Consider the following 11,161-nt stretch of genomic DNA (forward strand, 5'->3'; position numbering starts at 1 on the left):
TCCGCCTCCACCGCCGGCATCACGCATCGACGAGCTGTAGCCGGGATCGGTCTGCTTCATGTAGGTGGGCGAGGTGTCGCGATGGATGGTGGTGGGGCGGGTTTTGCCTCCCGGTGTCTCGATCAGGAAGCCGCAGCCTTCGAAGAAGGCGGTGTCGCAGCCATAGGTCCGGTACTGCGCCGCGCTGGCGCCGGTCGCGGTGAGCGCGGCCGTCCCGACGCATGCAATTAAAGCAACTTTCGACAATGTGAGCTTCATGGATATTCTCGAGCCTCGGTTCGGCGAGACCGGAAGGGCTCGCATACACCTTCGACGGAGGCTGATCTCTCACGGTTCGAGAAGGCGGTTTCACGCCCGCGTGAGTCGGGGGGCGGTCGGAGAGGGATGTTACGTCGCACCGAGGTCGCGCAACATATAGGTCGCTCCCTCTCCGTAGCAGGCTAGCTTCGCGCGCAGCGCCGCATCCGCCGCCACGGGACGGAAGCCGAGACGTTCCCACAACGGCCGCGTGGTGTAGACCGAGACCAGTGCGAGCGTCGCGATGCCGGATGCGCGCGCCAGCTCCGCGATGGCGGTCATAAAGGCGCGCGCAACGCCGCCGCGCCGATCGGGCAGCACGGCGATATCGTGCAAGTAGAGACAGTCTGCATCTGCGGGAAGTCGTTCGAGGAAACCGTCGAGCGGCGGAATCTGATGCTGCTTCCAGGGATGCGCGAGCCCGTAGCCGGCGATCTCATCGCCGGCGACAAGCACGCGGCATCCGTCAGGATAGAGCCGCATCTTCTCCGCGAACACCTCGGGGCTCTCCGGGAGATCAGGATGAATCCGCGCCGCGATGGCGCCGATCGCGGGCAGATCGGATGGGTGCGCTGGTCGCCAATGCGGCTTGCTCATGTCACTTCGTCGTTCCGTCTCGGTTGATTCAGTTTATTCCGCTGCGTTGACGCGCGCAGCGAAAAAAATCTTCCTGCCATCGAGGAATACGAGCCCGCGCGCGGCGTCCTAACCATGCAAGCCAATTGCATGACAGGAGATATCATGACGTCCTCGATCCGCCTCGCGCTCGCGCTGGCAATATCGCTCGCGATCGTTCCCGCCGCCCTGGCCGCACCGCCGACCAAGTCGGGCAAGACCGAGAAGGGCAATGTGCTTACCGATGCCAAGGGCATGACGCTCTACACTTTCGACAAGGATGCGGACGGCAAGTCGGCCTGCAACGGTCCATGTGCGACGAACTGGCCGGTGCTGAAGGCCGAGGCGGGCGACGCCGCCGGCGACGGCTACACCATCATCACCCGCGACGACGGCTCGAAGCAGTGGGCCTACAAGGGCAAGCCGCTCTACACCTTCGCCAAGGACCAGAAGCCCGGCGACATCACCGGCGACGGCTTCCTGAACGGCGCCTGGCATCTGGCGATGCCGTAACGGCGCTCTGCGCAAACACGGCGCGTCGGCCGTTGCACGCGACAGCCGGCGCGTCGCCGCGCCGTCATCTCGGATATTCGAGCTGCATCGCGACGAAGTCGGCCGTGCGCGGCCCGTAGCGCGCATCGATGGATTGCAACGTCTGGTCCAGCGCTCGCGCCGGCGGCAGGTCGACGGCGGCCGGCGGCGTCTGCTTTGCCGGCCAGTCGGCCGCGATCTTGTCCGGCAGGATGCGGAGGCCGCCGCGGCTCGTCCGCGCCTCCGCCGTGGCGGCGAAGGTGAGCGCGTGCGAGCGATAGGTGCGTGACCACGCATCGGCGATCAGCGCAAGTGACACCTCGTCGATGTCAGGCGTCAGCGCGATGCCGAGTTGCTCGCGGTTCCAGAATGCGAGCGTGTTGGCGATCGCCGTCATCGCAAAGGGGCGTGTGAACCGGAAGGCCTCGCTGCGGTGGCGTGCATCCCAGTCCGCAAGTCCGATGTCGCGGGCGACGGCTAGCGCCTTGGCGCGGCCGGCAATGGCCTCGACCAGGGTCAGGGCCATCGGCATGGACGCGGTGATGCCGGTCGTCGTCGCGACGCCGCGGTCGACCACCAGCCTGCGGTCCGCGACATAGCGGATCGCGGGATGCTTTTGCAGATCGCGCACGGAATACCAGTGCGTGGTGGCCCGGCGGCCGTCGAGCAGCCCGGTATTGGCAACGACCTTGGCGCCGACGCAAACGCCGATGACGATCGCGCCCTTGCGGGCCTGGCTGTTGATCCACTGCAGGACCACGGCATCGTCTTCGCGGCTCATCGCCGGCACGATGACGTAATCCGCGCCGTCGGGATGAGCAGCATCGAACTCGGCGATCGTCGCGTGCGGCTGCACTTTCAACGCGGGATAGAGTGTGACGGGTCCGGGCCGCGTGCCCAGTGTGAGGACGTCGGCGACATCGGCGCGCGCGAGGATGCCGTACGGCATCAGATAGTCGGTGGTCTCGCTCATGTCGTTGATACCGACGATCGCGATCAGGGGACGTTTGCGTTTTGGCGGCTTCAACGCCGCAAGCGTCGCCTCGCTCTCGTCCTTGGATATCGCAGCTGGGGTTCCCGGAGCCGGCGCGCCGGGCAGCAGCAACAGCCAGGTTCCGCCGATGACTGCGAGCAACGCCACGCAGCCGAGAGCGCTCCATGCCAGAATGCGCCATATCATGATGATGTCGCCCGATCCTCGTTGCGTCACGCGAGGCGGAAGCTAACCTTCGGCAACGACATCAGGAATGACGCAGATCCGGCAAAAACGGTCATCCGCAGGCGCGTTCATGCCTCGCGCGGCGGAGACTATCTCAGCCCCTCATACACCATCAGCCCGCGCGCGATCTGCAATTTGCGGATGGCGCGCGGCACGAGTTTCTCCGGCTGGTGCAGATAGCGCCAGGAGGTGAGGGTGAAGGCGGAGAGCGTGCCGCATTCGTCGTCGAACGGCGCGAGCACGCCTGTCACGCTGATCGGCGTGTGCGGGCGGGCGTTGAAGGGGAGCAGCAGCAGTTCGAGATGCGCCTTGCTGCCGTCCTCGCGCACCGCGGTGACGCCGGCGATCGCGCCGAGCGTCTCGTCGGCGACGATTGTCGCGATCTCCTCGATCTCGCTGCGGCTCGCGTCAGTGAACAGCGCCGCAAAGCTCTGGTCCTTGAGGTCTGTTCCTGCGAGCGCGCAGACGCGCGTGCCGGCGACGCGAAACGGGAAGCCGAGGTTCGGCTCGCAGGACAGCACGAAGATGTCGCCGAGCAGGCCGCGGACCGCAGCCGGATCGATGTCGGCCCGGTCAGGGGCTCGCGCAGTGCCGCGCTTCTTGTTCCAGTACGCGAAGAACGCGCGGCTCGACGGATGTTTCATGTCTGAACGCTAACCTCCGGGCGCGACCTCACGGGACAGACCTGTCCCGCTTCAGCGCACCCGCGATCCCTTCTCTTGTTGTGCAGGAGGGGATTTGCAGCGTCCATGCCGCAGCGGCGCTTTCGGCCAGCTTGTGCCGGCCTTTGCGTCGTTAACGTTAAATTAACTATGCGCTTTGCGCCGGCCGCGTGCCTGCTATGGTGAATGCGGTCGCAAGCCTTGCCGCTTTCTCCAGGTTCTCGGCAAGGCCTGTACACAGGGCGTCAGACAGTTTGGTCACGGGCCGCGGGGAGGGGTGGGGATACTCCTTATCTCTCCGGCCACCGGAAGGCCGACACGGACAGGCAGGGCTTTCCCAGGGCCCTGCCTTTTCCGTTTGTGCACTTGCGCAGGGACGGTAAAGGCGACTATCTCCAAGCCTACTGCTCCGATCGCGCGTGAAAGCGAAGCTGCCTTGGATTCCCCGCAAGATTCGTCACCGGACGTGCCTGCCGTCGTCGAAGAGGCTCCGCGCGAGCCGATCCTGACGCTGCCCGCCGCGCTGACCGCCTATATCCTACTTTTGGCGGTGATCCATCTGCGGGTGCTGCTGCCGCCGGAGCTCGAGAACTGGACCATCGACGTATTCGGCTTCATTCCGAAGCGCTACGATTCCTCGCTGCTCAATCTGCAGATCCCGGGCGGGGCGGGTGCGAAGGTCTGGACTTTCGTCACCTATTCGCTGCTGCACGCCAATCTGACCCATCTCGGCTTCAACGTGCTGTGGCTGCTGCCGTTCGGCAGCGCGCTGGCGCGGCGCTTCGGCGCGGTCAGGTTCTTCGTCTTCCTGGCGGTGACGGCGGCGGCCGGCGCGCTGGCCCATCTCATCACCCACGAGCATGCAGTGGCCCCGATGATCGGCGCTTCGGCCTCGGTGTCGGGTGCGATGGCTGCCGCAATCCGCTTCGCCTTCGTCCGCGGCAGCTTCCTGTCGTTCAGCCGCTCGGACGCCGATACCGCCGCAAAAGTTCCGGCGCTGCCGCTGTCGCGCGCGCTGCGCGACGGACGGGTGATCGGCTTCCTCAGCGTTTGGTTCGGCGTCAACATCATCTTCGGCGTCGGCGCGATCGGGATCGATTCCGAAACCACGAGCGTCGCCTGGCAGGCGCATATCGGCGGCTTCTTTGCCGGCCTGTTGCTGTTCGCATTGTTCGATCCCGTGCCGCGCATCCGAGGCGATGCTGCGGATGCGTCATCACAGGACATTTCAAATCGTATTTGAAGCGGCGCTTGCGGCGCGGCCCGAATTCATCCATCATCTCCGAGAACAATGTTCCGAAGCCGCAAGCTGCCAGCGGCGATGCTTCGCAACGCGCCTGAGCGTAAAACCGGCGCCAAAACTGTTAGTTGAAGACTCGAAGAACAAGTTCGGATCGCCTCAAGGGCGGACGGCTCCGATTCAGGGAGGCTACAATGACGGTACGTTCCATTCTGAACACCAAGGGGCACCAGATCGTGAGCGTCGAGCCCGACGCCAAGCTGGCCGCCGCGATCAGGCTGCTCGGTGAAAAGAAGATCGGCGCGGTGCTGGTGATGAACCAGAGCCGGCTCGAGGGTATCCTGTCGGAGCGCGACATCGTGCGCGTGCTCGGAGAGCGCGGCGCCGGCGTGCTGGAGGCTCCGGTCTCAGAGGTCATGACGCGCAAGGTCGTGACCTGCAAGGAGACCGATACCGTGGCCGAGCTCATGGAGACGATGACGTCGGGCAAATTCCGCCATCTGCCCGTGATCGACAACGGCAAGGTGGTTGGCCTGATCTCGATCGGCGATATCGTCAAGCGCCGGGTCCAGGAATACGAGTCGGAGCAGGAAGCCCTGCGCGACTACATCAAGACGGCCTGATCGGCCTCACAGCTGGACTCATTCCTGCGCTTTCGGCGCGGTGCCTTCGGGCGCCGGCGCCAGCACATGGATGGCCTCCTGGATCGAATCCAGCGCGCGCTCGGCGGCGCGGGTGCCGAAGGCGATGAGATCATCGGCGCGGTGGAAGTCGAACCAGCCGATCTGGCCTACGCGCGGCGTGATCAGCATGTCAGGCGGGTCGCCGGCAAGGCGGGCGCGGGTGATGCGGTCCTGCATGATGTTGAAGGCATCGACCATCACCGAGGAGATGCCGGGCCGGCCGCCGCCGCCGAAGAACTCGCGCTTCACGGTTTTCTCCGGCGAGAACAATCGCGGAAAGCGCCGCTTGACCGCCGTCTCCCCGGCCACGGGTGCCACCGTCTCCGGCATCGCGCCGTGCGAATAGATCGTCGTGGAATGGGTGAAGATGTCGCTGGAAAGATTTGCGGCGATGACGATTTCGGCGCCGAGCGCCCGGGCGGCCGAAACCGGCACCGGATTGACCAGCGCGCCGTCGACCAGCCAGCGGTCGCCGATCAGCACCGGCGCGAAGATGCCGGGCAGCGCATAGGAGGCGCGCATCGCGTTGACCACGCGGCCGCGCGTCAGCCAGATCTCGTGGCCGGTGCGGACCTCGGTCGCCACGGCCGCGAACTTGATCGGAAGGTCCTCGATCTGGATTTGGCCGCAGGCCTCCTCGAGCCGGGTTGCGAGCTTCTCGCCGCCGATCAGCCCGGAGCCGTTGAGACGGATGTCGAGATAACCGAGGATATTGCGCATGCCTTGCAGGCTGCGGCCCCATTCTTCCAGCGTGTCGAGCTGGCCGGCCGCATAGAGGCCGCCGACCACGGCGCCGATCGAGGTGCCGACCACGACGTCGGGCACGATGCCGTTGGCGAGCAGGGTCTTGATGATGCCGATATGGGCGAAGCCGCGCGCCGCGCCGCCGCCGAGGGCAAGGCCGATGACCGGCCGGCGAATGCTGCCGAGCCCCACTTTCTCGCCATTGGAGCCTCGACCCTTCAATCTATCCAGCACCGAAACCCTCCTACGCCGAGGCCCGCCCGCATCACCAGACTAGGCACCGCTTTTGCGCTCCGCCATATCAGGGGTGAAGCATGGTTTATGCCGCTTTGCGAAGGGCACTGGGCAGGAGTATGGCGAGGGATGGTCTGCTCTGGGTAATCACGTAAGCGTCAGTCGGGTTCCAGCGATCGTGCGCGCGGCCGTATTTGCCGGGGTTTCAGAGGCTTGAATTTGCCGCGTTTTCGGTGAAAGCAGGGGGCATGACACGCGGGGGTGACGGCATCATCGGATGGCGGCGCAGCGGCAGGCTGCTGCCGGCGCTGATCCTTGCCGCGTGCCTCGTCGAATCCGGCCAAAATGCCGCGCAGGCGCAGCTTTTCTCCGATCGTCCGCCGCCGGTGCCGCCGGCATCGGTGCCCGACCCCGGCGGCGCCGTTAACCTGGCACCGCCCTCCGGGCCGGGTGCCGGACCTCCGAGCCTGCCGCCGACGCTGATGCAGCCTACTACGCCCAGCATGCCGCCGCCCGCGTTCACGACCGTGCCGCCGGCCGCCCCGCTGAGCGCGGCCGTGCCCGGACAGGGCGTGCTGTCGCTGACCGCGAAATACGGCAAGGATTCGGCCTCCATTACCAGCGGCCTGGTCTGGCGCGTGTTCGCCGACCGTCCCGACGAGAACGGCACCTTCAAGCTGATCCGCGAGGATCGCAATGCCGCCCCCAACATCGTGCTGCCGCCGGGCAACTACGTCGTGCACGTCGCCTTCGGCCTCGTCAGCGCAGTGCGCACCGTCAGCCTGAAGGCCGAGACCGACCGCGAATCCTTCGTGCTGCCGGCCGGCGGCCTGCGCATCGAGGGCCGCGTCGGCACCAGCCGCATTCCGCAGAACCAGATCTCGTTCGCAATCTACAAGGGCAGCCAGTTCGAAGCCGGCGAACGCGCCTCGCTGGTGCCCAACGTCGCCGCTGGCGACGTCGTCCTGATCCCGGAGGGCACCTACTACATCGTCTCCAATTACGGTGATGCAAATTCGGTGGTGCGCTCGGACATCCGCGTCCAGGCCGGCAAGCTTACCGACGTGACCATCACCCACCGCGCCGCGGTCATCACCCTCAAGCTCGTCAGCGACAGGGGCGGCGAGGCGCTCGCCAACACCGCCTGGTCGGTGCTGACCCCCGGCGGCGACGTCATCAAGGAATCGATCGGCGCGTTCCCGCGCGTCGTGCTCTCCGAAGGCGAATACCGCGCCATCGCCAAGAACGAGGGCAAGGTCTACGAGCGCGGTTTCAACGTCGTCAACGGCGTCGACGGCGAAGTCGAAGTCGTCGCGCGGTAGAACCCGGGCGGCGCTGCCTGCGGCCTGAGTTGATGCACCGCACGATGGTTCTCATCCAGCGCACGGGCGTGCATCCCTTGTTACCGCCAGATCGCTCCAGGTGTCGGGAGCAACCGCTCTTCGCCGCCGCAGCCCGCATTTTTGACCAGAATGGCCTCTTGGGGACAGAGGATACACCGTTGATCAGGGCTTATTCCCGCACCTCGCGGCTTCATCACACCGCGGTGCACGATACGAATTTCCGATGATCAATTTTATTCTCTTTCCACCGCGCTGGGTTATATGTCGGGCATGCATCTCATGGGGGGAGCCGGAGCAGACTTGTGCGTCTGCGAGACCGGCAAGGAGCAGGGACCAAGCCCGTCGGCATGTTCGAAGTGATCCTTACCAGGCGCAAGCGGTTTGGCTGGCGGTGGCAGGTGTGCGACCAGTCCGGCAAGATATTTGCCGATGGCTTCGAGCGCACCCGGCCGTCTGCCAAGTATCAAGGCGAGCGCGCGTTGTTCTTCCTGTTGTCGCAGGCCCATCTGCGCAACCGCTCGGCCGCGTCCAGCGAGGACTAGCGCACAGCTTCGTGAGCCGGCTCGGGCTGCAGGCTCGCCTGAAGCATGATCTGGAAAAGTGTGCAGCGGTTTTCCGAAAAGATCATGCTTGAACGACAACCTGAAGCGCGATGACGATCCATCCCGATCGCACCGCGCTTCAGACATCGACCACCAGCTTTCCCTTCGCCGCGTGATCGCGGATCAGCGCATAGGCGTCGCCGACATTCTCCAGCGTAAAGCGCCTGGGATCGAGCCGCGGCACCAACTTGCCTGCCTCCACCAGGCGCGTCGCCTCCATCATGATCTCCCCATGATGCGCGCGCCCTTCGCCCGAGAGCAGCGGCAGCAGCGTGAACACGCCGGAATAGGTTGCGGCGCGGAACGACAGCGGCGCAAGCGCGTGCGTCCCCCAGCCGAGCGCACTCACAACATGGCCGAAGCGGCGGACCGCTTCAAAGGAGGCGTCGAGCACCTTGCCGCCGACGGTGTCGTAGACGACGTCGAAGCCGCGGCCGCCGGCATGCTGCGCAACATAGGTTTCGACCGGCGTGTTGCGGTCGATGAACACCGCGCCAAAACCTTCGATCGTGGCGCGCTGCGACGCCGAGCCGGTTGCGAACACGTCGGCTCCGAAGGCGCGCGAGATCTGGATCGCGACATGGCCGACGCCGCCGGCGCCGCCATGAATCAACACCTTCTGGCCGGCCCCTAGCGAGGCGCGGTCGATCAGGCCTTCCCAGGCCGTGATGAAGATCAGGGGCAGGGCTGCCGCTTCCCGCATGCTGAGATTGGCGGGCTTCGGCGCCAGCAGGTCGGCATCGACCGCGGCGAACTCGGCCAGCGATCCCTGCACGCCGCCGACGCCTCCGGTCATGCCATAGACGTCCTCGCCCGGCTTGAACCGGGTCACCTCGTGTCCGGCCTGCTCGACCACGCCGGCGAGATCGATCCCGGGAATTGCAGGCAGCGGATGCCACGCGTGCGGGGCCGCGCCGGCATGGATCTTGGTGTCGAGCGGATTGACTCCGCTCGCGCGCACCCTGACCAGCACCTCGCGCGGGCCGATTCCGGGCGTGGAGATGGTCGAGAGCCGCAGCGGCGCCTTGTGCGCCTCCAGCACGGTTGCACGCATTGTCGATGGTTTGGTCATGATCGTTCTGCTCCGGTTGTTTCCCCAATACGCCCATGAATTTTTGCATGGAAAGCAACAGCAATGTACGATCGTCGTGCATTATTGCATGAGGATTCCGATGGACTGGAGCGATCTGCGCATCTTCCTGGCGATCGCGCGCGAAGGCACGCTCGGGGCTGCGGCGCGAAAGATCGGCCAGACTCAGCCGACCATGGGCCGGCGGCTTCGCGCGCTCGAACAGGCGTTGGGACAGACGCTGTTCCAGCGCACCACCGACGGCTTCGTCCTCACGGACGAGGGTACCGCGGTGCTGCGCCACGCCGAGCGGATCGAGGAGGAAGCGCTCGCGCTTCAACGTCACGCCTCCGGCGCGGAGACGCAGCTCGATGGCCTTTTGCGCCTGTCTTCGTCGGACTGGTTCGGGACGGTGATGCTCTCTCCGGTGATCGCCGCCTTCGGCAAGCGTCATCCGAGGGTGACCGTCGAGCTGCTGACCGATGCGCGCCTCTACAGCCTGCCGCGCCGCGAAGCCGATCTCGTCTTCCGCATCAAGCCGTTCAGCGAGCCGGAGATTATTTCCAGGAAGCTGCTGCACATTCCCTACGCGCTCTATGGCAAGAAGGGCAGCAAGCCGCCGCGCGCCGGCGACGGGCGTGGCGTCCGTGTCGTGACCATGAACGTCGAATTCGCCGACATGCCCGATGCCGCCTGGCTGAAACGCGCGCTGCCCAATGCGGAAGTCGCTTCGCGCAGCAACAACAGGCAGGCGCAGGCCGAGCTCTGCGCGAGCGGCGGCGGATTGGCGGTGCTGCCGCGTCCGCTGGGCGACCGCGATCGCCGCCTCGTCGCGCTTGACATCGGTACGTCGCCGCCCGGCCGCGATACCTTCGTCGGCTATCACCGCGACCTCAAGCGCCTGGCTCGCCTGCGCGCGCTGCTTGATCTGGTGATCGAGCGGTTGGCGGGCGCGCACCCGTAGCAGCCCGGCCGAAGCCGACGACAGGGCTACAATCCCTTGCGTTGCCTGACAGGCGAAACACCCAAGCCATCGGTCAAGACGCCTCGCCGAAAATATTCCGCTTTGCCGAAATTCGGAAACGGCGTATGTATCGCCGCAACCCGGCCCAAGGAAGAGGGGCGTATCGCGATCGTCACGAACGCGGGCCGGACGGCGGTGGACGCAGGTGACATCGGCGCGAATGGCTTTCGCAGGGCGGGCGACCGTGAGCGGAGGCGTCGCGCACACGACCGGTGTGATCGGCGTACGGCAAAATCGTGTGGTCCTGGCGCCCGGGGTCTGTGCGCCAAGTGTTGCGGTGATGTGGCGGCCCGACCGGGTTCGCGCATCAGTCATCCGCAAGGCGACGGGGGCAATAGTGCATCGCTCCCCGGGGAGAGCACGACATAAGCCGTAAAACCACTGCGCAGGGAAGGCCGGGATGTCCTGGCTACACCTGTATGCCGCTGTGCAGCTTCTTGTTCACGCAGGATTTCGCACAGTGGACCTCGGGTGCCAGCGGGCTCCCGGTCTTCCCTGCGCCCTTTTCATTTCAGAGGGTGAGAAATCGAAGCAAAGCTCGGGCGAGATGCGCCGCGAGGATGCGCAGCTGTGTCTGCGATTGAACTGCGAATTGGAGGGCGGCGCTGCCACCCACACACTCCGTCATTGCGAGCGCAGCAAAGCAATTCAGGCCGTCTCAACGGAAGGATTCTGGATTGCTTCGCTGCGCTCAATGACGCTGTTGATGCAGTTGCGCGCAGCGCGTTGCGGCATTGCGTCGCGTCCGGGACACGTGAGCATCGCCTTTGCACAACTGTCATAGTCTCTAACGACCACTAACCAACGCCTGACTTAAAACTGTCATAATCGCTGAATGGAACCCGCGCCCGCGCGCTTTTTACACGTCATTAAGCGCGTCTGCATTGGATGCGCCGGC

General features: G+C 65.4%; 13 protein-coding genes. 7 read left to right on the forward strand and 6 right to left on the reverse strand.

The features are described from left to right. The coding region (locus tag EHH60_RS00005; protein ID WP_124157502.1) for a hypothetical protein at window positions 1-258 on the reverse strand (258 nt) is incomplete at its 3' end. Window positions 259-387: 129 nt separating this feature from the next. Then, window positions 388-894, reverse strand: coding sequence for a GNAT family N-acetyltransferase (locus EHH60_RS00010; protein WP_124157503.1), 507 nt, complete (start codon window positions 892-894; stop codon window positions 388-390). Between the two features lie 144 nt (window positions 895-1,038). On the opposite strand from EHH60_RS00010, the gene EHH60_RS00015 reads away from it, so the two are divergent. Next, window positions 1,039-1,425 carry a COG4315 family predicted lipoprotein gene (locus tag EHH60_RS00015; RefSeq protein ID WP_199751230.1) on the forward strand — a complete coding sequence of 129 codons (387 nt, stop codon included), beginning with the start codon at window positions 1,039-1,041 and terminating at the stop codon, window positions 1,423-1,425. A gap of 64 nt (window positions 1,426-1,489) precedes the next feature. On the opposite strand, the gene EHH60_RS00020 is transcribed toward EHH60_RS00015, so the two are convergent. Both EHH60_RS00020 and EHH60_RS00025 read right to left on the reverse strand, forming a co-directional pair. Then, window positions 1,490-2,623 (reverse strand): DJ-1/PfpI family protein, encoded by a 1,134-nt coding sequence (locus tag EHH60_RS00020; RefSeq protein WP_124157505.1) that lies wholly within the window; start codon window positions 2,621-2,623, stop codon window positions 1,490-1,492. A 128-nt stretch (window positions 2,624-2,751) separates the two neighbouring features. Next, complete coding sequence (locus tag EHH60_RS00025; RefSeq protein WP_124157506.1) at window positions 2,752-3,306, reverse strand: PAS domain-containing protein; 555 nt, start codon at window positions 3,304-3,306, stop codon at window positions 2,752-2,754. A 484-nt stretch (window positions 3,307-3,790) separates the two neighbouring features. On the opposite strand from EHH60_RS00025, the gene EHH60_RS00030 reads away from it, so the two are divergent. After that, window positions 3,791-4,567, forward strand: coding sequence for a rhomboid family intramembrane serine protease (locus tag EHH60_RS00030; RefSeq protein WP_245454353.1), 777 nt, complete (start codon window positions 3,791-3,793; stop codon window positions 4,565-4,567). Between the two features lie 191 nt (window positions 4,568-4,758). Beyond that, complete coding sequence (locus EHH60_RS00035) at window positions 4,759-5,187, forward strand: CBS domain-containing protein (protein WP_124157507.1); 429 nt, start codon at window positions 4,759-4,761, stop codon at window positions 5,185-5,187. An 18-nt stretch (window positions 5,188-5,205) separates the two neighbouring features. Here the strand turns inward: EHH60_RS00035 and EHH60_RS00040 are convergent, their stop codons facing one another. Beyond that, window positions 5,206-6,225, reverse strand: coding sequence for a patatin-like phospholipase family protein (locus tag EHH60_RS00040; RefSeq protein WP_124157508.1), 1,020 nt, complete (start codon window positions 6,223-6,225; stop codon window positions 5,206-5,208). 248 nt (window positions 6,226-6,473) lie between these two features. Between EHH60_RS00040 and EHH60_RS00045 the strand changes: the two genes are divergently transcribed. Both EHH60_RS00045 and EHH60_RS37355 read left to right on the forward strand, forming a co-directional pair. After that, on the forward strand, window positions 6,474-7,547 hold the full coding sequence (locus EHH60_RS00045; RefSeq protein ID WP_124157509.1) for an RgsD C-terminal domain-containing protein: 1,074 nt from the start codon (window positions 6,474-6,476) through the stop codon (window positions 7,545-7,547). A gap of 323 nt (window positions 7,548-7,870) precedes the next feature. Continuing rightward, window positions 7,871-8,110, forward strand: a complete 240-nt coding sequence (locus tag EHH60_RS37355; RefSeq protein ID WP_245454354.1) for a hypothetical protein — start codon at window positions 7,871-7,873, stop codon at window positions 8,108-8,110. Window positions 8,111-8,249: 139 nt separating this feature from the next. Here EHH60_RS37355 and EHH60_RS00055 read toward each other — a convergent pair whose 3' ends face one another. Beyond that, window positions 8,250-9,242, reverse strand: coding sequence for a zinc-dependent alcohol dehydrogenase family protein (locus tag EHH60_RS00055; protein ID WP_199751232.1), 993 nt, complete (start codon window positions 9,240-9,242; stop codon window positions 8,250-8,252). A 100-nt stretch (window positions 9,243-9,342) separates the two neighbouring features. Here EHH60_RS00055 and EHH60_RS00060 point away from each other — a divergent pair, with 100 nt between their 5' ends. After that, window positions 9,343-10,203 carry a LysR family transcriptional regulator gene (locus EHH60_RS00060; protein WP_124157510.1) on the forward strand — a complete coding sequence of 287 codons (861 nt, stop codon included), beginning with the start codon at window positions 9,343-9,345 and terminating at the stop codon, window positions 10,201-10,203. A gap of 460 nt (window positions 10,204-10,663) precedes the next feature. Beyond that, window positions 10,664-11,047 (forward strand): hypothetical protein, encoded by a 384-nt coding sequence (locus tag EHH60_RS00070; protein WP_124157511.1) that lies wholly within the window; start codon window positions 10,664-10,666, stop codon window positions 11,045-11,047. Window positions 11,048-11,161 lie beyond the last annotated feature (114 nt).

It is taken from the genome of Bradyrhizobium sp. RP6 (assembly GCF_003837805.1).
Lineage (GTDB): Bacteria > Pseudomonadota > Alphaproteobacteria > Rhizobiales > Xanthobacteraceae > Bradyrhizobium.

What these genes read in the sequence shown, in the direction of transcription:
- EHH60_RS00010 (WP_124157503.1), bottom strand. Translation starts at nt 894, where the DNA reads ATGAGCAAGCCGCATTGGCGACCAGCGCACCCATCCGATCTGCCCGCG.
- EHH60_RS00015 (WP_199751230.1), top strand. Translation starts at nt 1,039, where the DNA reads ATGACGTCCTCGATCCGCCTCGCGCTCGCGCTGGCAATATCGCTCGCG.
- EHH60_RS00020 (WP_124157505.1), bottom strand. Translation starts at nt 2,623, where the DNA reads ATGATATGGCGCATTCTGGCATGGAGCGCTCTCGGCTGCGTGGCGTTG.
- EHH60_RS00025 (WP_124157506.1), bottom strand. Translation starts at nt 3,306, where the DNA reads ATGAAACATCCGTCGAGCCGCGCGTTCTTCGCGTACTGGAACAAGAAG.
- EHH60_RS00035 (WP_124157507.1), top strand. Translation starts at nt 4,759, where the DNA reads ATGACGGTACGTTCCATTCTGAACACCAAGGGGCACCAGATCGTGAGC.
- EHH60_RS00045 (WP_124157509.1), top strand. Translation starts at nt 6,474, where the DNA reads ATGACACGCGGGGGTGACGGCATCATCGGATGGCGGCGCAGCGGCAGG.
- EHH60_RS00055 (WP_199751232.1), bottom strand. Translation starts at nt 9,242, where the DNA reads ATGACCAAACCATCGACAATGCGTGCAACCGTGCTGGAGGCGCACAAG.
- EHH60_RS00060 (WP_124157510.1), top strand. Translation starts at nt 9,343, where the DNA reads ATGGACTGGAGCGATCTGCGCATCTTCCTGGCGATCGCGCGCGAAGGC.
- EHH60_RS00070 (WP_124157511.1), top strand. Translation starts at nt 10,664, where the DNA reads ATGTCCTGGCTACACCTGTATGCCGCTGTGCAGCTTCTTGTTCACGCA.